The following is a 26386-nucleotide window of genomic DNA, read 5'->3' as shown; positions in this document are numbered from 1 at the left end:
CTATGAGCTGTCTCGATTTGGTAACAACGACGTTCCGAACCAGTTCGTGCGACTGCCGAATCGCCCTGAAGGAAACAATCGGCAACAATCGAGCGGGGCATGGTTGGCAGAACGCCGTCACGCAGGGCTTCAATCTCATCCGCCCCCATATCGGTTTATTGCATCGGGGCGTCAACCGTCGGGCAGACCTATGCGTTTGCTGAGCTTAACTAGTCCTTTCCGAATGTTTACGATTTGACTCGATTTTCCGGTTCACGGCGGGATGCGCCAGAGCCGGCCTACCAGAAACGCAACGAATAAACGCGATGTCACCGCCGGGGAAGCTGTAGCAAGTCGATACGGCGACAACGCAGAGAGTCACCAGGCCGATCCATGTCCCAATCGCATTCTTCGCGCGCGGCGCGCGCCCTCGAGGCGCTGCGCCGCCGCGCCGGTGCCCTGCGCCTGCAGCGCTTCGTGGCGCCGGCGTTCGCGCTCGGCATCTGCGCGCTGCTGCTGATCGTCTTCGAGCATCTCTCGCGCACGGTCGACTACCACTCGGTGATCCGCCAGCTCTGGACGCTCACGCCCGCGCAATGGGTCGGCGCACTCGCTGCCACGGCCGTGAGCTTCGTCGCGCTGGTCGGACGCGACGCAGTGAGCCTGCGCTACCTCGGCGCGCGTGTTTCGCGCGGCGCGCTCTGGACGGGCGCGATCGCCGGATCGGCGCTTGGCAACGTCACGGGCTTCGGCGCGCTCACGGGCGGCGCCGTGCGCTGCCGCGTCTACGGCGGCGCGGGCGTCACCGCCGCTCAGGTAGGCCGTATGACGGTATTCACGAGCGTCACGCTCGCCCTCGCGCTCGTCTTCATGACCGCCCTCGGCATGGTCGGCGGGGCCGGCACGCTCTCCGGCCTGTTGCCGCTCTCGCCAGACGAACTGCAATTGATCGGCGGCCTGCTGCTCGGCTGCGGGGCGGTGATGGTGATTCTCTGCCCGGCCAGCGCGCGCGAAATCGAACCGTTTGGCCGCGCCTGGCTGCGTTTCGCGGTGCCCGCGCGGCGCGATCTCATCGCCCAGCTGCTGCTCGGTGCGCTCGACGTGATCGGCGCCGGGCTCGCGCTCTGGTCCGTCATGCCGCATGGACACATCGGCTTCGCCGACTTCCTCACCGTTTATTGCGCCGCCATGCTGCTCGGCCTGATCGGCCATACGCCCGGCGGCATCGGCGTGTTCGAGGCCGCGATGGTCTACGCGCTCGGCCCGAGCGTGCCTACGCCCCACGTGCTGGCGGCGCTGCTCGCGTACCGCGCGATCTACTTCGGCGCGCCGCTCGCGCTCGCGGCGGCCGTCCTGGCCGTGTTCGAGGGCCGCGCGCTCAAGACACCGCTCGGCGCCCGCTTCGCGAAGCGTGGCGCGGACGGCGTTTCGCAGCTCGCGCCGCTCTTTCTCGCCATCGTCACGTTCGTGACCGGCAGCATGCTCGTGATCTCGGGCGCCACGCCCGCGTTCTCCAGACGCATCGCCCTGCTGCAAACGTTCTTGCCGCTCTGGGTGCTCGAAAGCTCGCAGCTGATGGGCAGTCTCTTCGGCGTGCTGCTCCTGTTCGTCGCGCGCGGCCTGCTGCGGCGTCTGGACGCCGCGTGGTGGCTCGCGCTCGTGATCGCCGTGGCCAACCTCGCGCTCTCGCTCGCCAAGGGCCTCGCCTTCGTCGAAGCGGGCGTGCTGTGCGTGCTGATCGTCTTGCTTCTCGCCACGCGCAAGCGCTTCAACCGCCACTCGTCGCTGTTCGCCGAGCGCTTCACGCCGGCCTGGCTCGCCTCGGTGGGCTGCGTGATCGCGCTCGCCGTCTGGGTGCTGCTGTTCGCGTTCCGCGACGTGCAGTACTCGCAGCATCTCTGGTGGCAGTTCGCCTTTCACAGCCGCGCTCCGCGCGCGCTGCGCGCGACGCTAGGCGCAGGCGGATTCGCCGCCGCGCTCGCGCTGTGGCAACTGCTGCGCCCCGCGGCGGGCCGCTTCGTGACGCCTCCCGACGAAGACCTCGAAGCCGCCGCTCGCATCGTGCGTGCGCAGGAGCGCAGCGACGCGGGCCTCGCGCTGATGGGCGACAAGAGCTTCCTCTTCTCGGCCACGCGCCAGGCCTTCCTCATGTACGCCAAGCGCGGCCGCACGTGGGCCGCGCTGCACGACCCGGTGGGCCCGCGCGAAGAGTGGCCGGCGCTGATCCGCGAATTCGTCACGCTCGCGCACGCGCACGGCGGGCGCGCGGCGTTCTACCAGGTGCGCGCCGACGCGCTGCCGCTCTATCTCGACGCCGGCCTCACGCTGATGAAGCTCGGCGAAGAAGCGCGCGTGATGCTGCAGGAATTCGACCTCAAGGGCCCGCAGCGCGCGCATCTGCGTTACGCGCTCAAGCGCGGCGAACGTGATGGCTTCTCGATCGAGCATATCGAGCCGGCGCAGATAAGCGAGAACCTGCCGGTGCTGCGCGCGATCTCCGACGCCTGGCTCGAAGACCGCGAAGCGCGCGAAAAGAGCTTCTCGGTGGCCGCGTTCGACGACGACTATCTCGCCGCCCAGTCGGTGCTGCTCGTCCGCCAGAACGGCGAGCCGCTCGCCTTCGTCACCTTCATGACGACCGACCTCAACACCGACGCGACCGTGGGCGTCATGCGCCATCTGCCGGGCGCTTCGCCCTACGCGATGGAGTATCTGTTCACGCAACTCGCGCTGCACCTGAAGGCCGCGGGCTACCAGTCGCTCTCGCTCGGCATGGCGCCGCTCTCGGGCATGGGTCCGTCGCCGCTCGCTTCGTCGTGGCACCGGCTCGCGGGCTTCATCTGGCGCTTCGGCGGCCGTTTCTACAACTTCCGGGGGCTGCGCGGCTTCAAGAACAAGTTCGCGCCGCGCTGGGAGCCGCGCTATCTGGCCGCCTCGGGCTCGATCAGCGTGTTCATCACCCTCGCCGATCTATCGCTGCTGGCAGGAGGCTGGCGCTCATGACATTCCGTATTCCCACGCTGCCGCGCATTGCAGGCGCGGCAGCGGGCACAGCCTTGCTCGCATTATTCGCAGCACACGCCAATGCCGCTTCGACGCCGACCTCGACGCCCGCTTCCACCGCGACGATGCATGTCCCAGGCGGCCGTTACGGCGAAGTCGCCGTGACGAAGCCCACCGGCGCGATGCGCGGTTTCGCGGTGCTGTTCTCGGCGGACAAGCAGTGGAGCGCAGCCGACCAGGCGCGCGCCGACGCGCTCGCGCAGCATGGCGCGCTCGTCGTGGGCGTCGAGACCGAGCGCTACGCGAACAACCTCGCCGCCGTGAAAAACGAGACCTGCCACAAGCTCTACGGCGACGCGGAAGCGTTGAGCCACCAGCTCGAACGCCAGTTGGGATCGAGCGAGTACTACGCGCCGATCGCCATCGGCAGCGGGGAAGGCGCGCTCATTGCGCAGCGCATGCTTGCGCAGGCGCCCGCGAACACGATGGCGGGCGCCGTGTCGCTCGACCCGGCCGCGACGCTCGATCCGCGCTTCGCGCCGTGCCCCGCCGATCCCAAGCTCTCGCGCGGCACCGGGCTGCCCGGCTTTTTCGAGCAGGGCGTGACGACGAAAGATGCGCGCGCAACAAATAATGATGTCGCAACCGGCGTGGCGCGGTTCGCTGCAACTATCGCCGATGCCGACAAGATCGTTGCGCTCACATCGAGTCATCTGCGCGTCGTGACCGAGAGCGAAGAGGACGTATCGGACCTGCCGCTCGTCGAATTGCCCGCGGCGCACCCCACCGACATGCTCGCGGTGGTGATCTCGGGCGACGGCGGCTGGCGCGATCTCGACAAGACGATTGCGGAAGCGCTGCAAAGGCAAGGCGTTTCCGTGATCGGCTGGGACTCGCTGCGTTACTTCTGGAGCGAAAAGACGCCTGCGCAAACGAGCCACGATCTCGCACGCGTGCTGAAGACCTACGGCTCGCGCTGGCACGCGCAGCACATTGCGCTCGTGGGCTACTCGTTCGGCGCGGACGTGATGCCGTTCGCCTACAGCCGTCTGCCCGATGCGCTGCGCGCGAAGGTGTCGTATATGTCGCTGCTCGGCTTCGCACCGGACGCGGACTTCCAGATTCGCGTGACGGGCTGGCTCGGCATGCCGGCAAGCGACAAGGCGCTCCAGGTGCGCCCCGAGATTGCGAAGGTGCCGCCTTCGATCGTGCAATGCGTGTATGGCGCGGGCGAGAAAGACACGCTGTGCCCGGCGCTCGTGAACACCGGCATCGACGTCGTGAAGACCAGCGGCGACCATCACTTCGACGGCGACTACAACGCACTGGCCGGCAAGATCATCGCGGGGTGGAAGAGGGAAATTGCGGCGCGGGGGTAAGGGAGCGGGCAGTTTATCGCCGTTCGCTTGACGGCGGACAGACTTTCGCCAACTATAACGCCATGCGACATATGACGCATGGCGTTATGCTTTGGCATGGCGATCCAGAACTTCCGCGACAGAGAAACGGCATTTGATCTGGTCCGGGGCGCAGTCACGTCGGCTCCCAGTCGATGTCCAGCAGGTGGCGCGCCGTAAACTGCGCATACTGAATGCCGCGCAAAATCTCGCAGACTTGCGCATCCCGCCGGCCAACCGTCTCAAGGCACTGAACGGTGATCGCACCGGCCAGCACAGTATCCGCATCAACGACCAATGGCGGGTATGTTTCCGGTGGCACGGCGGCCACGCCCACGACGTGACAATCGTCGACTACCACTGAGGTGCGGATGATGAAAAGACTCCGAAACGTCCATCCCGGCGAAGTCTTGCAGGAAGAATTCCTCACGCCGATGGAGATGAGCCAGAACGCGCTCGCTCGCGCCATGAAGGTGCCGCCGCGACGCATCAACGAGATTGTCCATGGCGCACGCAGCGTAACCGCCGACACGGCGCTGCGTCTGTCGATTGTATTCGGGACTACGCCGCAATTCTGGATGACCCTTCAGAGCGACTACGATCTGGAGGAAGCCGCTCGAAACGCCGATCTATCGGATCTACGGCCCTTGGCCGCGTAGGCCGCGGGCGCGAACTCGCTCTGTCCCGCACGAGCGGGCTGCCGTACGGGAAGTCGGCGGCATGAAGCCCCCCAAAAAAACGCCGGCGCAAGCCGGCGTAAAGAGAGACTACTGCAAACCTTCGCTTACGCGACCACAGGCGTAGCCTTCGCATCCTCTTCCTGCTCCGCCGACGAGCGGATCAGGTATTCGAATGCGCCAAGCGATGCCTTCGCGCCCTCGCCCACGGCGATCACGATCTGCTTGAACGGCACGGTCGTCACGTCGCCCGCGGCGAACACGCCCGGCACCGACGTCTGTCCCTTCGCGTCCACTTCGATCTCGCCGTGCTTCGAGAGCGCCACCGTGCCCTTGAGGAATTCCGTGTTCGGCACGAGACCGATCTGCACGAACACGCCTTCGAGTTCGACGTGACGCTTCTCGCCCGTCGTGCGCTCGAGATACGCAAGGCCGGTGACCTTCTGGCTGTCGCCGGAAATCTCCGTGGTTTGCGCGTTCACGTGCACCGTGACGTTCGGCAGGCTGCGCAGCTTGCGTTGGAGCACTTCGTCCGCACGCAGTTGCGCGCCGAATTCGAGCAGCGTGACATGGCTCACGATGCCGGCCAGGTCGATCGCCGCTTCCACGCCCGAGTTGCCGCCGCCGATCACCGCCACGCGCTTGCCCTTGAAGAGCGGCCCGTCGCAATGCGGGCAGTAAGCCACGCCCTTGTTCTTGTACTCCTGCTCGCCCGGCACGCCCACGTTGCGCCAGCGCGCGCCGGTTGCAAGCACCACGCTTTTCGCGCGCAGCGTCGCGCCGCTTTGCGTGCGCACTTCGAAGCCGTTGCCCGCGGGCACGAGCGCTTCGGCGCGCTGCAAATTCATGATGTCGACGTCATAGGCGCGCACGTGCTGCTCCAGCGCCATCGCGAACTTCGGCCCTTCCGTTTCCGTGACCGAGACGAAATTCTCGATCGCCATCGTGTCGAGCACCTGCCCGCCAAAACGCTCGGCCAGCACGCCGGTGCGAATACCCTTGCGCGCCGCGTAGATCGCAGCCGCCGCGCCTGCGGGGCCGCCGCCGACGATGAGCATGTCGAATACGTCCTTCTGGTTCAGTTTTTCGGCGGCACGCGCCGATGCGCCGGTGTCGAGCTTCGCGAGAATCTCCTCGACGCCCATGCGGCCCTGGCCGAACACTTCGCCGTTCAGGTAAATGGTCGGCACGGCCATGATCTGGCGCTTCTCGACTTCGTCCTGATAGAGCGCGCCATCGATCGTGACGATCCGCACGTTCGGGTTGAGCGTGGCCATCGCGTTGATCGACTGCACGACTTCCGGGCAGTTCTGGCACGACAGCGACATGTAGACTTCGAACGAGAACACGCCGTCGAGCGCCTTCACCTGTTCAATGGTTTCGTTTTCGAGCTTGACCGGGTGGCCGCCCACCTGGAGCAGCGCGAGCACGAGCGACGTGAATTCGTGGCCCATCGGAATGCCCGCGAACGTCACCTTCACGTCGGAGTTCGCGCGCTTGATGTCGAACGAAGGGGTACGCGCGTCGCCGGCTGCGGCGCCACGGCGTTCTTCGTAGCCGATGCGATTCGAAAGCGATGCGATGTCCTGCAGCAGTTGCTGCAGTTCCTGCGACTTCTCGCCGTCGTCCAGGTACGCAACGATCTCGATCGACTGCGTGACTTTTTCGAGGTAGCTTTTGAGTTGATCTTTGATATTGGCGTCGAGCATGGCGTTATTTCCGGCTGGAGAAGAAGCGGGGGAATGCCTTGAGGCTTGGGATGCGTCCGGGCCGCAGGCCGCGAGGGCGCGGCCCGGATTTACAGCTTCGATTTACAGCTTTGAAGTCCTGCTGGATATCTGAAGCGTCATGCGATCAGGGCGATCGCATGAAAACTGCGACGCTTAGATCTTGCCGACGAGGTCGAGCGACGGCTTCAGCGTTTCAGCGCCCGGCGTCCACTTGGCGGGGCAGACTTCGCCCGGGTGCGATGCCACGTACTGGGCAGCTTGCACCTTGCGCAGCAGTTCCTTGGCGTCACGGCCGATGCCGTTGTCGTGGATTTCGCACAGCTTGATCTCGCCTTCCGGGTTGATCACGAACGTGCCGCGCAGCGCCAGGCCTTCTTCTTCGATCATCACGTCGAAGTTGCGCGTGATCGCGCCCGTCGGGTCGCCGACCAGCGGGTACTTGATCTTGGCGATGGTTTCCGACGTGTCGTGCCACGCCTTGTGCGTGAAGTGCGTATCGGTCGAGACGCCGTAGATTTCGACGCCCAGCTTCTGGAATTCCGCGTACTGGTCAGCCAGGTCGCCGAGTTCCGTGGGGCACACGAAAGTGAAGTCGGCCGGGTAGAACACGACAACCGACCACTTGCCCTTCAGATTATCTTCAGAGACCGGAACGAACTTACCGTTGTGGTATGCGGTTGCCTTGAACGGCTTGACTTGCGTGTTGATGAGAGACATGCGTTGTTTCCTCGCTCTGGGTTGGGAAAAGGTATGGACACAGGTTACGGGAACCGCGTCCGTTTGAAAAATTGGTTGCTTTGATCGCCGGTATAAACCCTGCCTATCGGGCCCCATGACATTGCCCGGATGCCCGCCAGCAGGGGATTCCATGCCCGCGTCGAACGCGCTTCGAGCGGCCCGAGCAACCCTCGGGGCGGTGAGCATACAACGAAAGTGCGACAGTGCGCCTCACGTGCCTGATGAATCCGGGGGCATTCGTGTTGCCACTGTGGAACCGGGACGAATCCGGGAATGCCCTGCTTTCAGTGTGAGCGCCGCGGCAGGCGTTCGGTTCCGCATTGCCTGCGCTCGCGGGCTCGAACGTTTACGCGTTAGATGCAGGCGCAACTGCCCTTCTGCAAGATCCGCGCTTGTTTGCTGCGTCAAAGCGCGCCGCCGCGCGCAGTCGCCGCACGGGCCGTGAGCCGCTCGCGCAGATATTGCGTGAACGCGCGAATCGTCACGGAAGCTTCACGATGCTGCGGATACAGCGCATGGAGCGCGTTGGGCGGCGGCATGAACGGCTCGAGCACCTCGACGAGCAAGCCCGCATCTACCGATCCCGCCACGATGAAGTCCGGCAGATAGCAGATGCCGAGCCCGGCAACGGCCGCATCGCGGATCACCTCGCCGTTGTTCGCGCGCAGCGGCCCATGGACTTCGAACGGCGTGCGCACGCCATCGACGATGAATTCCCACGGCGCGCGGCCCTGCTGCCCATAAGGCAGGCAGGCGTGCTGCGCGAGGTCCGCGGGCGTTTGGGGCGCGCGCCGGCGGCGCCGGTAGCCGGGGCTGCAGCAGGCCATCATGCGCACGTCGATGAGCTTTTGCGCGACCAGCGTGGAGTCCGCGAGGCGCCCGATGCGCAATGCCATGTCGAAGCCCTCGCCGATCACGTCGACGGTGCGGTCGCTCAGGTCCATGTCGAAGCGCACGTCCGGATGGTCGCGCAGAAATTCGGCGACGAGCGGCGACAGATGCGCCATGCCGAACGACATCGGGGCGCTCACTTTCAGGAGCCCGCGCGGTTCGCTGCGCCGGTCCGACATGGCCTGCTCGGCCTCGGCCACGTCCGCGAGAATGCGCTTCGCGCGCTCGTAAAAGTCCTGGCCCAGGTCGGTGACCGCCAGCTTGCGCGTGTTGCGCACGAGCAGGCGCGCGCCCAGGTCCGCCTCCAGCGCCGCCACGCGCCGGCTCACGAACTGCTTGGAAAGCCGGAGCCGGTGCGCCGCCGCCGTGAAATTGCCCGCATCCACGGTGTTCACGAAGATCCGCATGTCGTCGAGTTGCATCCCAATTGTCCACTGAAGAGTGACAGTGAGTCGTATTTTACGTCGATTCACTACGATTTGATTGACCTACAATCCTTTCCATCGCAACCGATTCACAACGGAGAGACGGAAAATGATCGAACTTCGCAAGGCAGACCAACGCGGCCGCGGCGAACATGGCTGGCTCAGCTCGCGTCATACGTTTTCCTTTGCCAACTATTACGATCCGAAGCAAGTCGGCTTCTCGGACCTGCTCGTGATCAACGACGACCGCGTGGCCCCGGCGCGCGGCTTCGGCAAGCACCCGCACCGCGACATGGAGATCTTCTCGTACGTGCTGGAAGGCGCGCTCGAGCACAAGGACTCGATGGGCACGGGCTCGGTGATCGTCCCCGGCGACGTGCAGCTGATGAGCGCCGGCACCGGGGTCGCGCACAGCGAGTTCAACCACTCGGCCAACGATCCGGTGCACTTCCTGCAGATCTGGATTGCACCGAACGTGAAGGGCGCGCAGCCGCGCTATCAGCAGAAGCACATCGCCGATGAGGAAAAGCGCGGGAAGTTCCGCCTGATCCTCTCGCCGGACGGCGCCGAGGATTCCCTGCTGCTGCGCCAGGACGCCCGCGTCTATGCCGGCCGGCTCGACGGCAGCGAAACGGCGAAGCTCGAAGTCGGCGCAGACCGCTACGTCTACGTTCATGTGGCGCGCGGCAGCGTGAAGCTGAACGGCGTGGAACTCGGCGAAGGCGACGGCGCGCGCATCCGCTCCGAGCGCGAATTGAGCTTCAGCGACGGACACGATGCGGAGGTCCTGGTGTTCGAACTGCGTAATATCGAAGTGTCGGAGCTCTGGTCGTAAGATTGCCGTGCGTTGACCCGAGCGCGGCGGACCGCTGAAAGCGAGTGAAGGCGGCCCGCCGTCCGGCAAGCGCGAAGTCATACGTAGTGAACCGTCAATAATTCTTCTTGGGAGATAACCATGCGATACAACCTTTTCGGGCCCGGCAATCACGTCGTGCTGCTGGTTTCGCGCATCCTGCTGACGTCCCTGTTCATCCTGTTCGGCTGGTCCAAGATCACCGGCTTTTCGGGCACGGTCGGCTACATGGCGCACGTGGGCGCGCCCGTGCCGATGCTTTCGGCCGTCATCGCCGTGATCATGGAATTCGTGGTCGGCATCCTGATTCTCGTGGGCTTCTACACGCGGCCGCTCGCGGTGCTGCTCGCGATCTACACCGTCGCGACGGCGTTCATCGGCCATCATTTCTGGACCATGACCGGCGCCGACCAAATGGCGAACATGATCAACTTCTACAAGAACATCAGCATCGCGGGCGGCCTGCTCGCGCTCGCGGTGACGGGTCCCGGTGGGATTTCGATCGACCGGAAGTAGGAAGTCACGCACGGCCCTGGCTGCGAAAAGGCGCGATGCTCGAGGGCATCGCGCTCTTTTTGCGCTTCTGGCGCGACGCCGAAGGCTTTCCCCCGCGCTATGCTGCGAAACCGTTGCGCGTGCATCGCCTACCCGTCGATTCGCGCATCGGGAACACGGCTTGATATGCTTCGTAACGCGCCCGCCATTCCCAACGTTGGCCTTTCGATGCACGACCCGCAAGACAACCTCTTCGCCTATCTCACCTCGCTCCAGCAAACGGCGGTGAGTACGCTCAAGCGCTTGCCGCTCAAGAGCCGCGTCGTGCAGGGCGCGCTCATGGCGCTACGCGCCGTATGCGCAGCGGGCCTCGCATACAGCATCGGCCGCGCGCTCCACACGCAACAGGCGTTCTGGGCCGTGATCACGGCCATCGCCGTCACGCAGCACGACTACGCGGACACGCTCGCGCAGTCGCGCGACCAGTTCATCGGCGCGATTGCGGGCGGCATCGTGGGCCTCGCGACGGCCGTGCTCGGCCCCGAGAATCTCGCGGCCTACCTCGTGGCCGTGAGCGTCGTGATCATTGGCTGCTGGTGCCTGAGCGTCAGCACCGCCGCGCGGCTAGGCGCCATCACCACCACCATCGTGCTGCTGGTGCCCATGAACGGCCCCGTGTGGGACGTCGCACTCATTCGCGTGGCCCAGGTCGCCATCGGCATGGCGTGCGCGGTGCCGGTGTCGTGGCTGTTCTCCTGGATCGAGCAGCGCTGGCTGCATATCTGAGCGCGCTCGATCTGCGCCGCGCTCTCAACTGCCGCGAAATAGTCCATCTCCGCGTGCTCAGGAATCGCGCCCGGGATTAGCGGCAATAATCTGTGCCGCTGTGCGGCGAAGGCTGCCGGTGGCGGAATGTCCGAATGCGCGCGCGGCGAATCCTGCGGCGCATGCGCGCAGCCGCCGCCCAAAACGCCCATTCAACGCGAAATCGTGCGAAACTCCCCCGCCGCGCCGTTCCGCCATGGCGGAATGACGGCGCATCGAGAACGCAATTCACGCCGCCATTTCATCCTATGAACACCACCACCCGTCCCGCCGCACCGAACGCCAAGTCCAGCAAGTCGATCACGCTGCTACAGATGCTCACGGTGATCGCCGCCGCCGGCATCGCGGCTTCGCTGCTGTTCCGCTACTTCCTGTGAGCGCAGCGCGTGCGGAACGCTAAGCCAATCGTTTTTGCTCATGTACAAGAAAGGCGTCGCCCTCGAAATCCAGTTCTCCCCCGAACGCCTCAATGACGGCGCGGGCGATCCCTACTGGATCGACCTCACCTCCGAAGAAGCTGCCGCGCTGCTCGCCACATTGCAAGCGAAGCTCGCCTTGCGCGAGAGCACCGCTGCGCCGCTCGTGGTCGCGCTCGACACGCCGCGCGAAAGCGCTGCACCCGAAGCAGCGCACGCAAACGCCGGTTCGTCCGCCGCCGGCGCTGAAGACAACGCCGACGCCGGCCTCAAGCAATGGGTCTGCGTGATCTGCGGCTGGGTCTACGACGAAGCGGCCGGCGCACCCGACGACGGCCTCGCCCCCGGCACTCGCTGGGCCGACGTGCCCGACGACTGGCGCTGCCCGCTCTGCGACGTGGGCAAGGAAGATTTCGCGCTGGTCGAGTTCTAAAGTGCGGCGCTCATGCGCCCGAGCGGCTCGTAGAAGAGCGCGAACAACTCCGACTGCGAACTCACCCCGAGCTTCGCGTAAATGTGCTTCTTGTGCGCACGCACGGTCTCGAACGAGATGTCGAGCCGTTCCGCAATCGCGCGCGTGGAAAAGCCGCTCAGGCTCAAACGCACCACTTCGATCTCGCGCGCCGTGAGCGCCACGCGTCCGCTTTGCTGCGTGACCGACTCGATGCGGCTCGCAAAGCCTGCCTCGCTCAACTGCCCCTGTTGCGCCGCGCTCCCGGCTTCGACCGAATCGGACGCCACGGCCTCCGCGGCACCCTCGGCGAACGTCTCATAGGCAAGCCGCTGTTTCATGAGCGCGACCACCCACGGCGCGAACATCGCGAACTGCGCAATATCGCGCTCCGTGTAATGGTGCTTTGCGCCCAACGAGAAAATCAGCGTGCGCTCGCCATCGACGGGCAAGTTGAACTGCACTTCGTCGCCGATGATGTTGCTCTTGAAATAGCGCTGATAGTAGTCCGTCATGCGGAAGTTGTCGGGCGCGACTTCGGCGAGCGTGACGAGCCCCGCGCGCGGCTTTTCGCTCGCGTGGATATAGAACGGATCGAGCAGGTACATCCCCTCCAGATACGCGCGGAACAAGCGATCCACGGTGCCGTCGGGCATCGGCGACTCGGCGCAGACGAGCGGTGCGCGATCGCGCCGGAAGACGAGCGCCACCCAGTTGTCGAACGCGACGAAGCGCTCGATTACGCGCGTCATGCGGGTCCAGAAATCGGGGCCGTCGAGGGCGTCGATCAGCGTCGCGATATGGTGGTGGAACGCGCGGTCGTGCCAGTTGTTTTCCATGAGGGGTTCCATGCGTCCTCCGATCAGGGTACCCCGGGTGGGTAATTCCTGGACAAAAATAACGTGGCGATAATAGCCGCTCCTGACGCCCACGCGGTGCTTTACGTCATAAACAAAGAGGAGACAAGCATGCAACTCGAACTCGCGCAGATCCCGCTAGTGGACGGCGCAGTCGCTCCCAACCTGGCCCGCGTGCTCGATGCTATCGCCAGGCGCCGCGAGGGCAGCGATCTCATCGTCTTCCCCGAGGCCACGCTCACCGGCTTTCCCACGCGCGAGAACGTGCGCGACGTGGCCGAAACGCTCGACGGCCCCTCGCTCTCCAAAGTTCGCGACGCCGCGCGCGCCGCGAACATCGGCGTGGCGGTAGGCCTTGCCGAACGCGAAGGCGAGCGCTTCTACAACACGACTGTCCTGATCGACGAACGCGGCGAGATCGCACTGCGCTACCGCAAGACGCACCTGTGGGCCACGGACGTGGGCGTGTTCACGCCCGGCGACCGCTATGAGGTGTGCGAATTCAAGGGCACGACCGTCGGCCTGCTCATCTGCTACGACATCGAATTTCCCGAAACGGCGCGCGCCGTGGCCTCGCTCGGCGCGGAAATGCTCGTCGTCACGAACGGCAACATGGACCCGTTCGGCCCCGTGCATCGCCGCGCCATCGTTGCGCGCGCCATGGAGAACCAGATGTTCGCGGCGCTCGTGAACCGCATCGGCGACGGCGACGACGACCTCACGTTCCCCGGCGAGACGGCACTCGTGAGCCCGTTCGGCGACGTGCTCTGCGAACTGAAAAACGAAGACGCGGTGCTGCATGCCGAGGTGGACCGCGCGCTGCTCGCGCAAAGCCGCGAGCACTACAGCTATCTGCATGACGCACGCATTGCGCTCGATCTCGTCGACGAGAACGACGCGCAAGGCCGCCGCTCGCTCGGCATCCGCCCGCGCACGCGCTAAAGGCGCAGCAACTCAGGTAACAAGCCCCGTAACGGGCGCGCCGGCCAGCCGCCACTCGCGGCCGGCCAGGCACGCCCATGCCCGTCAAATCCGCAGCACCCTGGAGACAACTGCATCATGAAGCCTGCCTCGCCGTCGCATGAACGCGGCGCTCACGAACCGCACCTCAAGCGCACGCTCGGCCTGCCGTCCGTGCTCCTGTTCGGCCTTGCCTATATGGCGCCGCTGATCGTCTACGGCACCTATGGCGTGCTCGCCGGCGCAAGCCAGGACACCGCCGCACTCGCGTATCTCATCGCGCTCATCGCCATCGTGTTCACGGCGCTCAGCTACGGCAAGCTCGCGCGGCTCTTTCCGGTGGCAGGTTCGGCCTATACCTACACGCGCAAGAGCTTCAATTCGCATCTCGGCTTCATGATCGGCTGGGCCACGCTGCTCGATTACTTCTTCCTGCCGATGGTGATCTGGCTGATCGGCGCGGCCTATCTCGGCGCCGCGTTTCCCAGCGTGCCCACGTGGATCTGGATCGTCGCGTTCATCGTGCTCACGAGCGCACTGAACGTCGTCGGCATCGAACTCGCGGCGCGCTTCAACATCGTATTGATGATCGTGCAGCTCGGCATTACGGCAATGTTCGTAGTCCTCTGCTTCCACTACGCCTCCGCAGCCGCGGGCCCCGGCGGTCTCATCTCGGCGCAGCCGTTCTTCCAGCCGCACGTGCCGCTCTCGGCCACGATGGCCGGCGCCGCGATCGCCGCGTACTCGTACCTCGGCTTCGATGCGGTTTCCACGCTCACCGAGGAAACCATCGAGCCAGAAAAAACGATTCCGCGCGCCATCGTGCTGATCGCGCTGGTGGGCGGTGCGATCTTCGTGATCGCCGCGTACACGCTGCAGCTCGCGCATCCGGGCGCGGTGTTCAAGGATCCCGATTCGGCGGCGTTCGAAATCGCGCGCAAGGTGGGCGGCGATATCTTCGTGACGATCTTCCTCGCGGGCCTGATCCTCGCGCAGTTCGCCTCGGGCATCTCGGCGCAGGCCAGCGTCGGCCGGCTGCTCTATGCAATGGGCCGCGACGAAGTGCTGCCCAAGTCGATCTTCGGCTACATTCACCCGCGTTTTCGCACGCCCGCGATCAACATCGCCATTGCCGGCGTGATCGGTCTGGTCGCGCTGAAGCTCGACGTGGCCACCTCGACGTCGTTCATCAACTTCGGCGCGTTCCTCGCGTTCACTGCGGTGAACCTGTGCGTGATCCGCCAGTATTTCAGCGGCGCGGCGGGCTCGCGCGGATTCGGCATTCTCGGCGGCGTGGTGTTCCCGCTGATCGGCGCCGTGACCGATATCTGGCTGCTGTGTAGCCTCGAAAAGACCGCGATCGTGCTCGGCGCGATCTGGTTCGTGTTAGGCCTCGTGTACCTCGGCTGGATCACGCGGTGCTTCCGTCAGGCGCCGCCGGAAATGGCGGTGTAAGGCGCGTGTTGAAGCAAGAACGGCGAGCGTCCTCTGCAACGGGCGCTAGCCGTTTTTTTTGACATAGTGCGGTGCAGCCGGCATTTCCGCGCGCTCGCTAATCCAGCGCCGCCAGCCGCGCCGCCACGCGGGGCTTTCACTTCGCTCGCCGCCTTTTTTTTCGCATCGCGAGGCGCGAGCCGCGAATCCTTCGGGCAGCTTTCGATATATTGAGCATTCGGTCACGCGCAGCGGAACCGAACTACAATGCATCCCGTCCGATGCAATGCCGCATTCCTGCCCTGTTTGGCCCCGAACATGTCCCGTTTTTCCAAAGCCGTCCCTCTCCTGCCCGTGCCGCTTCGCATAGCCGCCCTCACCGCCGTTACGGTGGCGCTGGCCGCTTCGCTCGGCGCGTGTTCTTCGCCCAGTCCGAAATTCCAGGAAGACCAGCTCCTGAGCAGCGGGTCGAGCCAGTTCGCGCGCAGCTTCAACTATGCGAGCGCCGACGCCTGCGAAGCATCGCGCCGCGCGCTGCTGAGCCAGGGCTACATGACGACGATGGCGCGCAATGACACCGTCGATGCCACCAAGAACTTCCAGCCGACCGCGGATCAGCACATCGTCGTGGAAGTGCATGTGGTCTGTACGCCCGGCGACGCGAGCAATACCAGCATGGTGTACGTGAACGCCGTACAGAACGGTTACGCGCTCAAGAAGAGCGACACCTCGGCGAGCGTGGGGCTCTCGATTCTGGGGTCGGTCTCCCTGCCCATCCGCTCGAACAGCGACGAGATGGTCAGAATTTCGAGCGAGACGATCCAGTCGGGGCCGTTTTATACGCGCTTCTTCGAGTTGGTGGGGCGCTATCTGAACGCCTCGGCGAAAAGCGAGCCCGTACCGGGCAGCGGCGCAATCAAGGTCTCGCCGCTGCCACCGCCCCTCGAGCCTGCCACCGCCGCAGTGAGCGCCGCGCCCGCCGCGGCCAGCGTGGGTTCCGCAGCGCCCGCGGCCACAGCGGCAGCTGCGGCAACCGGTGCGGCGGTCCTGCACAACGACGCGGTTCCGGCTGCGCCGGTCGTGTCGGCGCATGCCGCGCCAGCCCTCCCGGTCGACCACGCCACGGCGGCTGCGGCGGCGATCATCGGCGCGCCGGCCTCCGTTTCGGCAAACGCTCCAGGTGCGGCGCTTACGGCGAGTGTGACCACTCACAACGCGACGCCGCCGGCGGCCGCTTCCGCGCCCATTGCGACGCCGGCCACGGCGAATGCCGCTGCGGGCAGCGCGAAGACGGCGCAAACGCTCGCTTCGACGACCGCGACCCAGAGCGCGGCGGCGACCGCTCCGGCAGCCGCGGCGATCTCCACAGCGCCGACTGCATCGACCGCGGGTACTACGGCCACGCCTTAAGCACTGTTCCCATCGACATAGCGCGGCAAACCGGCGCTACGCCTACAAACGGCTCGTCGCGCTCAGCGCAAGCCGGCCATCATCGCGCCCATCCCCACGAGCAGGCTCCCCATCAGCCGATTCACGGCGCGCAGGCGCTTCGGCCGCCGCAGCACATGGCGCAGCCGGTGTGAAATCAAGGCCATCGAAGCCACGCCGCCTGCGAACAGCAGCACGAACGTCGCGGCCAGCAGAAAAAACTGACGGTTGGCGCTCCAGGGCGCCTCGGCGCTCATGAACTGCGGGAAAAACGAAGGGAAAAACAGCAGCGTCTTCGGATTGAGTCCCGACGTCGCAAATCCGCGCCAGAACAGATCGCGGCGGCTAGCGCCATCGGCTTCCGTCGGCGCGTTCGCGCCCGCGAGCGAGCGGCTGCGCCATTGCTTGCAGCCCAACCAGACGAGATAAGCCGCGCCCAGCCACCGCAGAACCGTAAGTGAATGCTCACTGATGAGCAGCAGCGAGTTGAGGCACAGCGCCGTCAGCGCAAGCTGGAGCAGCACGGCGAGCGTGCCGCCCCAGACGCACGGCAGCGCGCCGCGCCAGCCGGCCTGAAGGGCCTGGCTCATGGTGAGCACGTTGACAGGACCGGGTGTGTAGACGAGTACGAGCGCGGCGGCGAAAAAAGACAGATACAGCGGGATCGACATTGCTGGGCGTGCTGGTGAAGGCGTTGTGACGGGAAGCGCTCGATATGACGAAAAACGGGGCGACCAAAGACCGGGTGAGCGCGCGGTCTTCGAATGCCATCTGCCCGGCCGGACATTGCTGGCTGCGTGGTGAACGCGCGCAACGCCCGGTTGGCCGCCGCTGGTGCAGCGGAAGACGGGCCCTGACGGACCGCTGCAGCTTGTGGCTGCGGCGGCGCACCCCAGCGCAGCGAGATAGCCGCGTGGGTCGTGCCGGGCAAGAGGCATGGAGAAAATATACCGGGCAAAAGCCTGTATAGGCTTCCTGTTTTCCGGTGAAAACCGTCAATGTGCGGAAGCACGTTCCGCTAAAATCGCCTTCACCTGTACAAAATTCTTTTCGACTCATGAGCCCACGTGAACGCCCGCCCAAAGCGCTCGACAACCAGGATCGCAAGATCCTGAGCGCCCTGCAAAAAAACGCCCGACTTTCGAACGCCGAACTGGCCGAGCAGGTGGGCATGTCCACCACCGCGTGCTGGAACCGCACGCGCCAGCTCGAAGCCGATGGCTACATCGACGGCTATGTCGCGCTCGTGAACCAGCAAAAGCTGGGTTACGCCGATATCGTGATTCTGGAAGTGACGCTCGATCGTCACGAAGACGACGCGCTCGCGCGGTTCGGCGCCGAGCTCGCGGCGCTGCCCGAAGTGCTGGAGGCCTATCTCGTCTCCGGCGAATACGACTACTGGATCAAGGTGGCCGTGGATGGCACCGCCGGCTACGAGCGCTTTCTGCGCGAGAAGCTCTATCGCATCTCGAGCATTCGGCACAGCCGGTCGATGTTCGCGTTGCGCTGCATGAAGGATGTTCCGTCCATGCAGGTTTGATGTTTTACTTCGGCGTCCGAACGATTGATATCCGGCAGACTCAGCGCTGCACGATCAGTGTCACGCGCCGGTTCAACGCGCGGCTCGCGGGGTCGCTGCCCGTCACGAGCGGATAGTTATCAGCGCGGCCAATCGCGGCGAGCCGGTGAGGCTCGATACCGCGCTCGGCGAGATAGCGCACCACGGCGCCCGCGCGCGCTGAAGAAAGCTCCCAGTTCGACGCGTATTTCGCGTTCGAGATCGGCGTGCTGTCGGTGTGCCCTTCCACGAGGATATTGCCCACCGGCGCCGCGCGCAGCACTTCGGCGATGCGGGCCAGCACGCCGAGCGATTCGGGCAGCAGCGTGGCATCGCCCGCGTTGAACAGGATCTTCGCGTTGATGCCGATTTCCACGCCGCGCGCCGCCGGCACGATCGTGATCTCGCCGCGCTCGCGCAGCGCTTCGAGCGAGGCGAGCAACGCCTGATCGACGGGTGGCACTTTGTCTGCGGGTGCCGGCGTGCTGGTCCGTTGCGCCGCCGTACGAATTTCGGATTCCTTATGCTTGGCGAGCTGCATTGCGTATAGCGCGAGGAACAGCACCATTAACGTGGTGATCAAGTCCGCGTAGGAAATCAGCCAGCGGCCGGAATGGGATTCGCCGCCTCCGTCATCGGCATGATCGAATTGCGCCGTGAGCGGCAGGTCTTTTTCGGAAGGCATGTGCATGCGGGGTTGCCGGATTGCGGTTCAGCTTGCGCGCGTCGTGTCCAGCGCCCACACGTTCGCTTCGCCCTGCAAGCCGCCGGTGTTGCGCCCGACTTCACCGGCGAGGCGCGTGGCGATCGTATGGGGCGACTCCTTGCGGGAAATGGCGAGCAGGCCGTCGAGGTAGAGCTTGCGCAGACGCAGTTCGCTTTCGATGTACGCGCGCATCTTGCCGAAGAGCGGCAGAAAAACCAGGTTCGCGAAGGCGAGCCCATACAGCGTGGCGACGAATGCCACGGCGATGCCAGGCCCCAGTTCCGCAGGTTCGATGAGATGCCCCGTCACCTGAATGAGACCGAGCACCGAGCCAAGTATGCCGAACGTCGGCGCATAGCCGCCCGCTTGCTGCCATACGCGCGCCGCTGCCATATGCGTGCGCCCGCAGGCTTCGAGCTCGCGATTGAGTGCGTCTTCGAGCACGGCGGTCGAGACGCCGCTCGCGAGCAGTTCCAGCCCGCGACGAGCGAACGGATGAATGCCTTGCAGATCCATCGACTCGAACGCGAGCAGGCCGTTGATCTTCGCCTGATCGCCCCACTCCAGCACGGCGGCGAGACTCGCTTGATCCACGCGCGGCGCTTTCACGAAGGCCATGCGCAGAGACTTCACGGCGTCGAAGAAGCGCGCCCAGGTGTTCTGGATCATCACGGCGCCGAGCGTGCCGCCCAGCACGATTGCAAGCGCCTCGGGCTGAAGCAGCGTGACGAAGTGACCGCCTTCGAGCGAGAAGCCGGCCACCACGGCCAGCGCCCCGACGGCGATACCCAACAAGGTAAGCAGATCCATGCATGTCTCCGGATGAATCCATCCGCATTGCGTGCGCATGCGCCGCCCGGCGCGTGGTCGCGGCCCGGGACGGCAATGCGCGAAGGTGAAATAGCGCCGCTCAGCGCGCGCCAGGCGACTTGAGCGTGCGCACGGTTTCAAGCAGGCGTTGCTCGATGTCCTCGACTTCCACGGGATCGATCTTGATGTCGCGGCGCATGACCCACGACACCTCGTTCTTGCGCGCGTCCGCCATGACCGCGAGCAAACGCTCGGACACGGCCGCATCCTCGATCGAGGCGAGCAGCTTGGCGAGATCGTAGGTATCGAGCGCACTCACGGCTTCGAACAACGTGCGCTGATCGACGAACAAAAGATCGTCGAGCGACTTGAGTTCGCCCGAGCCGCGGCTCGCGCGCTTCGAAAAGTACGCCACGCCCTTCTGTTCGACGAAGTTGAGTACCTTCGACTTGCGGAACGCGAAAACCTCGTCGGCGATCTCGGCGTGCGAGAGCTTGTTGAGAATGACCTTGCGCTCCACGCCGATCAACGCTTCGAGATCGGCCAGTTCGATCAGTTCGAGTTCGCTGTTGATCGACACGTCGAGATCGCTGTCGGCCACCTGCGCCGCGCGTTCGACGATGCGCGCGGGGTCGAACGTCACGACCTGGCGGCCCAACGCGCCCTCGGCTGCCGCGCCGTTGGCGAGATGCGTGGCTTGCGCGCTTTGCACGGCGATGAGATTGAGCTTCTCCATGCGACGCAGCATGGCCATCACATGCGGGCGCGAATGGCCGGCCACCGCGCGGCACTTCTGCACCACGTCGGCCAGCGGCACGCTCGCCTCGCCGCCGCTTGCGCCATGCCGCGACCAGGTATCGCCGCCATCGCTGCGATCGCTCGCGCCCGCGATCAGCGCGAGCACGTGCGCGTACGAAAGCACGCCCGGCATGAAATCGGCATGCGTATAGGTCGCGAGCAGATCGTCCTTCGCCTTGACGCGCCGCGTGAGCGTGCGCACGACGTGGCGCAGCATCGGCGAGACGCGTTCGAGCTCTTCTTCGATGAGGCTCGCCGGCACGACCGTCAACTGGCAAAAGCTCAGTGCCTTGGCCGTGTTCGGACGCGGCTCGGCGCCGAGCAGCGCGGTCTCGCCGAAAAACTCGCCGCGGCCCAGCGTGGCCATCACGACCTTCTTGTCGTCGCAGCGAGTGGAGATTTCGACCTTGCCGTCGGCGACCACGAATATCACTCGTTCGCCTGCAAAGCCTTCCGAATAAATGATCTCGCCAGGCGCCGCCGTACGTGACCATGTTTGACTGCGATTCAAGTTCTGTCCCCGGAAATCGTTGCCATCGCTCACACGAATCCGAATGGCTCGTGCGTCCGCGATGTAAGTCCCATGTGCTGCGTTTACGGCGCGTTACGGGGCGTTCTTGAATCAGTTTGCATAGCCGGCACTCGCGGAAAGCGCGCCGAAAGCCCATGTCGAAAGTGTGTGCACGATCGCGCCGATCGTGATTCGCGCGCGCAAACGATTGCGTGTGCGCGTAGCGCTACAAAGGCGCTTGTGAATTGCAACGTGCGACAAATTGCGCGGCGCTTTTTTATTTTTGATTGGGCCGTCACGTGCCGCAAAAAAACGTGCGGCCCGCTTACGCCAGCCGCACGTCTTCACGTATCGACGCTTTCACGCCGCAAGCTTTCCCGTGGCGCCGTTGCTTGCCGGCGCCGTCACACCTGCCCGTGCGAAGCGGATCGCTTGCATCAGCGTTTCGTGATCGCCTATGTGGTTCGCGAGCAGCAGGATCAGTTGCGCGTTGGCCGACTGGCTTTGCGCTTCGTCGAGATCGCGGTGCATGTCGATGAGCGCTTCGTAGAAGTCGTCCGGCCGTGCCAGATTCGGTTGGGTGTTCAGCATTGTCGTCTCCTCGATCCTCAAAAAGCGCTATGCCGTGCCTTGAACGCACAGCGCCCGCTTGAGCGCGTTCTCCACACGCACGGCATCGGCGCGCCGCCAGCGAGCGCTCACGTGCTGGTCCGGGCGTATCAGATAAAACGCACCGTCCTGCGCACCATAGCGCTGCGCGGCCAGTCCTTGCACGTCGCGCAACACCACCGTCGCCGCGGGCAGGCCCGCGGGCACCGCCGCATCGCCTTCGAGCATCACGACGAACTTGAGCGGCACCGGCGTGCGTGAAAGCGCCTGCAGCGTTTCGAGCGTCGCGGTATCGAATGCGGAGCCCGCACGGCTGAACAGGAGTCCCGCGAACCGGTCGCCCAGGTGCGCAAGGAGCCAGCTCTCGTGCCCTGCTGCATCGACGACCGGCGCGTCCACGCACGAAGCGCCCGGCTCCATCTGGCCGTCGAACGTCTCTTCGTCGGGCGTGTTCAACGACGATTCGCGCAGCACCGCCGGCACGGAAAGCCGGCCGCTGTTCACCAGTTGCCGCGCAAACGGATGTTCGCGGGCAAGCGTCAGCACGGCGTCGCGGAACACGCGGCTCACCGCACTCTTCGGCGTGATGAAGTCGGTCGAGCGCGTGGAGTTGCGCAGGTTCTCGTCCGCCGCGTATTCGCGCTCGCTCGCGTAGGTGTCGAGCAACGCGTCGGGCGCATGATTTTCCAGCACCATGGCGAGCTTCCACGCGAGGTTTTCGCCGTCCTGGAAGCCGCTATTCGCGCCACGCGCACCGAACGGCGAGACCAGATGCGCCGAGTCGCCGGCGAACAGCACGTTGCCCTGGCGGAAACTGTCCATGCGCAGGCACGAGAACGTATAGATGCTCACCCACTCCAGCTCGAACTTCACGTCGGGCCCGAGCAGCGCACGCACGCGCGGAATCACGCGCTCGGGCGTTTTTTCGAGCACCGGGTCGGCGTCCCAGCCGAGCTGGAAGTCGATGCGCCAGACGTTGTCGGGCTGCCGATGCAGCAGCACCGACTGGTTCGGATGGAACGGCGGATCGAACCAGAACCAGCGCTCGGTGGGGAAGTCCGCTTCCATCTTCACGTCGGCGATCAGGAAGCGGTCCTTGAAGGTGCGCCCGTGGCTGTCGAGGCCGAGCAGTTTGCGCAAGGGGCTGCGCGAACCGTCGGCGGCGACCACGTAACGCGCGAGCAGCGTGTACGGGCCATCGGGCGTTTCGATTTCGAGTGCGACGTGTGCGTCGCTTTCGCCCGGCGTGCCGCGCTGCGCGACGCCCGTCACCTTGTTCTTCCAGCGGATTTCGAGGTTGGGCAATTCCTGCGCGCGCTCGAGCAGATAGCCTTCCACATAGTACTGCTGCAGATTCACGAAGGCCGGCCGGTGATGGCCGCTTTCGGGCAGCAGGTTGAACGTGTAGACGAGTTCGTCCTTGCGGAACACCTTGCCCACGTTCCAGCTCACGCCCTTTTCGACCATGCGCTCGCCGCAGCCGAGACGGTCGAAGATGTCGAGCGAGCGCTTCGAAAAGCAGATGGCGCGCGAGCCCGTGGAAAGCGTGCAGTCGTCGTCGACGAGCACGACCGGAACGCCTTGCCGCGCGAGGTCGATGGCCGTCGCGAGGCCCACCGGCCCCGCGCCGACCACCACGACCGGGCGCACGCTGGCCGGCGCGTCCGGGGCTTGCTCGCTGCATCGCACGTAGTCGAAGGTCAGCGTCTGATAGTCAGTCATCGTTTTGTCTCCAGCCATGCCGTTCTCGAACGCAGTATTTAGTCTTGCAGAGCGTCCCACATCTCCTTGTCGCGCTGCGCCGTCCAGATGCGCGGATGCGTGATGCCGCTCGCCTCGTCATAGGCGCGCGTCACGTCGAACGGGAGGCAATGCTCGTAGATGAACACATGGCCGAACTTCGGGTCCATCGCCTTGCGCGTGAGGTCCATCGCGCGCTTGAGATCGAGCTTCTGCTCCACGGCGGCGCGGCCTTGCGCGAGCAGCGTCGTCACGAAGTCCTTCGTGTAGTCGAGCCCCTTGTTGACTTCCGCCGGGTTGAGCAGCGCGGGGCCGCGGCCCGGCACGAGCTTTTCGGCACCGAGCGAGCGCAGCGCCTCGAGTGTGGCGGGCCAATCGGCGAGCTGGGCGTCGCCGCAATAGCAGGCCGCGTCGTATTCGACGAGGTCGCCCGAGAACAGCACCTTCTGCTGCGGCAGCCACACCACGGTGTCGCCCTTCGTGTGGCCCGAGCCGAGGTGCGCGATCTTCACTTCGAGCTTGCCGAGGAACAGCGTGATTTCCTTCTCGAACACGAGCGTGGGCCACGTGAGCCCCGGCACCGTCTCGACGCCCGCGAAAAGGCGCGGGAAACGCTCGATTTCCGACTTCATGTCGGCTTCGCCGCGCTCGACGATCATTTCATAGGTGCCGCGGCTCGCGATGATCTGCTGCGCGCCTTCCTTGAAATACGCCGAAGCGCCCAGCACACGCACCGCGTGATAGTGCGAGAGCACCACATACTTGATGGGCTTGTCGGTGACCGTGCGGATCTTCGCGATGAGGTCCTGCGCCATGGCCGGCGTGGCCGTGGTGTCGACGATCAGCACGCCGTCGTCACCGATGATGACGCCCGAGTTCGGATCGCCTTCCGTGGTGTATGCGTATGCGTTTTCCGAGAGCTGCGTGAAGGTGACCTTCTTTTCCTCGAGGTCGGCCTGGGATGCGAACGCCTTTGCCATGTTGAGTCTCCGTATTGAGGGGCTCTTGAAGCCGGGCGGGGCGAAGCGCGACGAGCGGGGCGCGCAACGCGCCAGCCTTTGTCTCGCCCCGTTGGAAATAGAACTGGACCGCTGTTGTGTCGGGGTGAAGCCATGATGGCCTTCACTGTTTTATTTGTCAATAGCGATTCACTTCGCTATACGTTAATTTCTTCGCGCACTACGCTGGATGGCACGAGGGCTTGACGACCGCAGCCATTGCGCGCCGCCCATCAGTTAACATGGACCCTTTTTCAGCCAGAGAAAAGCGCCAATGAGACGTCGCAACGACAGCGCCGCATCGGTGTCCGCGCAAGCGCCTGAGAGCGCGGCGCCGGCCCGCACGCAGCGCGGCATCCAGAGCGTGGAGGTGGGCGGGCGCCTGCTGCGCGCGCTCGCGGATGCGCGCGCGCCGCTTGGCGCCACCGATCTCGCGACGAGCGGCGAGATTCCGTCGAGCCAGGCGCATGCCTACCTGGTGAGCCTCACGCGCCTCGGGCTCATCAAGCGCGACGCGCTTTCGGGGCGCTATGAGCCGGGCCCGCTCGCGCTGCGCCTCGGCCTCCTGCATCTCGCACAGCAGCCCGCGCTGCGCGAGGCCGTGCCGCGCGCAGCCGCGCTCGCACAAGCGCTCAACTGCAGCGTCGCGCTGTGCATCGCCGGGCCGCAGGGGCCTACCATCGTGCGCTACGAGCATGCGAGCCTGCCGTTGCACGTGAACCTGCACGTGGGCACTGTGATGTCGCTGCGCGCCACGTCCACGGGCCGCGTGTTCTGCGCGTTTCTCACAGCGGATGCGCTGCAGGACGTCTGGACGCGGCAGTCGGCGCAGCCTGCCTGGCGCGGCACCCGTCATGCGGCCGATGGCGCCGGCGCGTCGCAGGAAAGCACGCCGCCGGCGCCCGACGTCGCGTTCCTCGCATCGCTCGAGGCCATCCGCACGCGCGGCTACGAACTCGGCATCGACGCGCCCAGCCCCGGCGTTAGCAGCGTCTGCGTGCCGGTGCTCGATCCGCAGCGCGAACCGAAGCTGACGCTCACCGCCATCGGCGCGAGCGGCGTGCTCGACGTGCACGCCAATGGCGCCGTCGTGCGCGCGTTGCGCAACGCCGCGGCCGAGATCGCCGCGGCTGCTTTTTCCCCGACACCAACATGCCCCGAGTAAGCGCCCCGCCCCCCCAGTCCGACGCAGCGGAATCGGTCAGCGTTCAGACGGCCACTATTGCCGACGAAGCCGCCGATGCCGCGGAAAAGCCGCAGCGCGGCATCCAGTCCCTGGACGTGACGGGTGACCTGCTCGCGGCGCTCGTCGCGGCGGGCACGCCGCTGCCGCTGCGCGACCTGGCCGCCGCCGCCGGCATGGCGCCCGCCAAAGCGTTCCCGCATCTGGTGAGCCTCCAGAAGATCGGCCTGCTCGCACGCGATGCGGCGGGCCGCTACGAAGCGGGGCCGCTCAGCCTCGAACTCGGCCTGATCGGCCTTGCGCGCCTCTCGCCGGTGCGCGAAGCCGACGCCGAACTGGTCGGCCTCGCCGCCGCCACGGCCATGAGCGTCGCGCTCGCGGTGCCGGGGCCGCTGGGCCCGACCGTCGTGCGGCTCGAAGAATCGGCGTTGCCGCTGCATGTGAGCCTGCGTCCCGGCACGGTGATGTCGCTCGTGAACACGGCGATCGGGCGCGTATTCGCCGCATGGGTCGACGACGACGTGCGCGAGGCGCTGCTCGCGCAGGATGAACTGCGGCTAGCGGGCGCAAAGCCGCGCGAGGGCGCAACACCCGACTACCTCGCCCGGCTTGCGGCCATTCGCGCGCACGGGGTGGACACGGCGCTCGACAAACCCATTCCCGGCATCAGCACGGTTGCCGCGCCGGTGTTCGACCATACCGGCAGCGTGTGCCTCGTGCTCGCGGTGATGGGACCTACGGGCAGCCTCGACGTCGAGCGCGAAGGCACGGCGGGGCAATTGCTCATGGCCGCAGCGGAGCGCCTTTCGCGCCGCTTCGGCTACATGGCGGGCGCGGCGGCAGCCCCGCTCTGATCGCCCACTGGGGCAGTAGCAAACGACACGGCGCACAACAAGCCGCATATAGCGGCGCGC

The 26386-nt window shown here is 65.5% G+C and carries 26 protein-coding genes; 15 read left to right on the top strand and 11 right to left on the bottom strand.

Annotated features, from left to right (window positions below; all coding sequences use genetic code 11):
* The first annotated feature begins 372 nt into the window (after positions 1-372).
* The 4 genes from mprF to VSR34_RS18730 all read left to right on the top strand — a co-directional run bounded on the left by mprF (position 373) and on the right by VSR34_RS18730 (position 5038).
* A complete protein-coding gene (mprF, locus tag VSR34_RS18745) occupies positions 373-2982 on the top strand; it encodes a bifunctional lysylphosphatidylglycerol flippase/synthetase MprF (RefSeq protein WP_028209772.1) in 2610 nt (869 codons plus the stop codon).
* Positions 2979-4361 (top strand): AcvB/VirJ family lysyl-phosphatidylglycerol hydrolase, encoded by a 1383-nt coding sequence (locus VSR34_RS18740; RefSeq protein WP_342963186.1) that lies wholly within the window; start codon positions 2979-2981, stop codon positions 4359-4361. The genes mprF and VSR34_RS18740 overlap by 4 nt, the downstream gene beginning before the upstream one ends.
* A gap of 133 nt (positions 4362-4494) precedes the next feature.
* On the top strand, positions 4495-4743 hold the full coding sequence (locus VSR34_RS18735) for a type II toxin-antitoxin system RelE/ParE family toxin (RefSeq protein ID WP_342963185.1): 249 nt from the start codon (positions 4495-4497) through the stop codon (positions 4741-4743).
* 7 nt (positions 4744-4750) lie between these two features.
* Positions 4751-5038 (top strand): HigA family addiction module antitoxin, encoded by a 288-nt coding sequence (locus tag VSR34_RS18730; RefSeq protein WP_202905066.1) that lies wholly within the window; start codon positions 4751-4753, stop codon positions 5036-5038.
* A 125-nt stretch (positions 5039-5163) separates the two neighbouring features.
* Here VSR34_RS18730 and ahpF read toward each other — a convergent pair whose 3' ends face one another.
* The 3 genes from ahpF to VSR34_RS18715 all read right to left on the bottom strand — a co-directional run bounded on the left by ahpF (position 5164) and on the right by VSR34_RS18715 (position 8837).
* Positions 5164-6765 carry an alkyl hydroperoxide reductase subunit F gene (gene ahpF, locus VSR34_RS18725; RefSeq protein ID WP_028209773.1) on the bottom strand — a complete coding sequence of 534 codons (1602 nt, stop codon included), beginning with the start codon at positions 6763-6765 and terminating at the stop codon, positions 5164-5166.
* A 174-nt stretch (positions 6766-6939) separates the two neighbouring features.
* Positions 6940-7503: an alkyl hydroperoxide reductase subunit C gene (gene ahpC, locus VSR34_RS18720; protein ID WP_028209774.1), complete on the bottom strand. Its 564-nt coding sequence runs from the start codon at positions 7501-7503 to the stop codon at positions 6940-6942.
* Positions 7504-7928: 425 nt separating this feature from the next.
* The gene (locus VSR34_RS18715; protein ID WP_028209775.1) at positions 7929-8837 is read right to left on the bottom strand and encodes a LysR family transcriptional regulator; all 909 of its coding nucleotides are present in this window, start codon (positions 8835-8837) and stop codon (positions 7929-7931) included.
* A gap of 112 nt (positions 8838-8949) precedes the next feature.
* On the opposite strand from VSR34_RS18715, the gene VSR34_RS18710 reads away from it, so the two are divergent.
* The 5 genes from VSR34_RS18710 to VSR34_RS18690 all read left to right on the top strand — a co-directional run bounded on the left by VSR34_RS18710 (position 8950) and on the right by VSR34_RS18690 (position 11862).
* A complete protein-coding gene (locus VSR34_RS18710; RefSeq protein ID WP_342963184.1) occupies positions 8950-9675 on the top strand; it encodes a pirin family protein in 726 nt (241 codons plus the stop codon).
* Between the two features lie 120 nt (positions 9676-9795).
* A complete protein-coding gene (locus tag VSR34_RS18705; RefSeq protein ID WP_028209777.1) occupies positions 9796-10209 on the top strand; it encodes a DoxX family protein in 414 nt (137 codons plus the stop codon).
* Positions 10210-10374: 165 nt separating this feature from the next.
* Positions 10375-10974 carry an FUSC family protein gene (locus VSR34_RS18700; protein WP_238327596.1) on the top strand — a complete coding sequence of 200 codons (600 nt, stop codon included), beginning with the start codon at positions 10375-10377 and terminating at the stop codon, positions 10972-10974.
* Positions 10975-11261: 287 nt separating this feature from the next.
* Positions 11262-11390: a hypothetical protein gene (locus VSR34_RS18695; protein ID WP_255217789.1), complete on the top strand. Its 129-nt coding sequence runs from the start codon at positions 11262-11264 to the stop codon at positions 11388-11390.
* Between the two features lie 40 nt (positions 11391-11430).
* Positions 11431-11862: a rubredoxin gene (locus VSR34_RS18690; protein WP_081715803.1), complete on the top strand. Its 432-nt coding sequence runs from the start codon at positions 11431-11433 to the stop codon at positions 11860-11862.
* Here VSR34_RS18690 and VSR34_RS18685 read toward each other — a convergent pair.
* Positions 11859-12719: a LuxR C-terminal-related transcriptional regulator gene (locus VSR34_RS18685; RefSeq protein ID WP_342963183.1), complete on the bottom strand. Its 861-nt coding sequence runs from the start codon at positions 12717-12719 to the stop codon at positions 11859-11861. The two genes, VSR34_RS18690 and VSR34_RS18685, sit on opposite strands and share 4 nt — an antisense overlap.
* A gap of 129 nt (positions 12720-12848) precedes the next feature.
* Between VSR34_RS18685 and VSR34_RS18680 the strand changes: the two genes are divergently transcribed.
* From VSR34_RS18680 to VSR34_RS18670, 3 genes are all read left to right on the top strand, one after another.
* Positions 12849-13679 (top strand): carbon-nitrogen hydrolase family protein, encoded by an 831-nt coding sequence (locus VSR34_RS18680; RefSeq protein WP_342963182.1) that lies wholly within the window; start codon positions 12849-12851, stop codon positions 13677-13679.
* Positions 13680-13796: 117 nt separating this feature from the next.
* Positions 13797-15152, top strand: coding sequence for an APC family permease (locus VSR34_RS18675; protein ID WP_028209782.1), 1356 nt, complete (start codon positions 13797-13799; stop codon positions 15150-15152).
* Between the two features lie 297 nt (positions 15153-15449).
* Positions 15450-16541 carry a DUF2242 domain-containing protein gene (locus tag VSR34_RS18670; RefSeq protein ID WP_342963181.1) on the top strand — a complete coding sequence of 364 codons (1092 nt, stop codon included), beginning with the start codon at positions 15450-15452 and terminating at the stop codon, positions 16539-16541.
* A 62-nt stretch (positions 16542-16603) separates the two neighbouring features.
* On the opposite strand, the gene VSR34_RS18665 is transcribed toward VSR34_RS18670, so the two are convergent.
* A complete protein-coding gene (locus VSR34_RS18665) occupies positions 16604-17230 on the bottom strand; it encodes a LysE family translocator (protein WP_028231315.1) in 627 nt (208 codons plus the stop codon).
* A 386-nt stretch (positions 17231-17616) separates the two neighbouring features.
* On the opposite strand from VSR34_RS18665, the gene VSR34_RS18660 reads away from it, so the two are divergent.
* Positions 17617-18099, top strand: coding sequence for an Lrp/AsnC family transcriptional regulator (locus VSR34_RS18660; protein ID WP_028202732.1), 483 nt, complete (start codon positions 17617-17619; stop codon positions 18097-18099).
* Positions 18100-18139: 40 nt separating this feature from the next.
* On the opposite strand, the gene VSR34_RS18655 is transcribed toward VSR34_RS18660, so the two are convergent.
* The 6 genes from VSR34_RS18655 to VSR34_RS18630 form a co-directional block, all read right to left on the bottom strand.
* Positions 18140-18808: an OmpA family protein gene (locus VSR34_RS18655; RefSeq protein WP_342963180.1), complete on the bottom strand. Its 669-nt coding sequence runs from the start codon at positions 18806-18808 to the stop codon at positions 18140-18142.
* 21 nt (positions 18809-18829) lie between these two features.
* Positions 18830-19633: a flagellar motor protein gene (locus tag VSR34_RS18650; protein ID WP_342963179.1), complete on the bottom strand. Its 804-nt coding sequence runs from the start codon at positions 19631-19633 to the stop codon at positions 18830-18832.
* 100 nt (positions 19634-19733) lie between these two features.
* Positions 19734-20942: a Crp/Fnr family transcriptional regulator gene (locus VSR34_RS18645; RefSeq protein WP_028209785.1), complete on the bottom strand. Its 1209-nt coding sequence runs from the start codon at positions 20940-20942 to the stop codon at positions 19734-19736.
* 360 nt (positions 20943-21302) lie between these two features.
* Entirely contained in the window at positions 21303-21533 is a 231-nt protein-coding gene (locus VSR34_RS18640) for a DUF2783 domain-containing protein (RefSeq protein ID WP_036017696.1), read from the bottom strand.
* 27 nt (positions 21534-21560) lie between these two features.
* Positions 21561-23273 (bottom strand): FAD-dependent oxidoreductase, encoded by a 1713-nt coding sequence (locus VSR34_RS18635; RefSeq protein ID WP_342963178.1) that lies wholly within the window; start codon positions 23271-23273, stop codon positions 21561-21563.
* Between the two features lie 38 nt (positions 23274-23311).
* On the bottom strand, positions 23312-24271 hold the full coding sequence (locus VSR34_RS18630; RefSeq protein ID WP_342963177.1) for an MBL fold metallo-hydrolase: 960 nt from the start codon (positions 24269-24271) through the stop codon (positions 23312-23314).
* A 292-nt stretch (positions 24272-24563) separates the two neighbouring features.
* Here VSR34_RS18630 and VSR34_RS18625 point away from each other — a divergent pair, with 292 nt between their 5' ends.
* Both VSR34_RS18625 and VSR34_RS18620 read left to right on the top strand, forming a co-directional pair.
* A complete protein-coding gene (locus tag VSR34_RS18625; RefSeq protein WP_028231311.1) occupies positions 24564-25454 on the top strand; it encodes a helix-turn-helix domain-containing protein in 891 nt (296 codons plus the stop codon).
* Positions 25442-26326 (top strand): IclR family transcriptional regulator, encoded by an 885-nt coding sequence (locus tag VSR34_RS18620; RefSeq protein ID WP_342963176.1) that lies wholly within the window; start codon positions 25442-25444, stop codon positions 26324-26326. Before VSR34_RS18625 ends, VSR34_RS18620 begins: the two co-directional genes overlap by 13 nt.
* The last annotated feature ends 60 nt before the right edge of the window (positions 26327-26386 follow it).

The sequence above is a fragment of the Paraburkholderia sp. JHI2823 genome (assembly GCF_038900695.1).
Classification (GTDB): Bacteria; Pseudomonadota; Gammaproteobacteria; order Burkholderiales; family Burkholderiaceae; genus Paraburkholderia; species Paraburkholderia mimosarum.
Note: the sequence above shows the minus strand (reverse complement) of the source record. Positions and strands in the feature narration are given on the sequence as shown.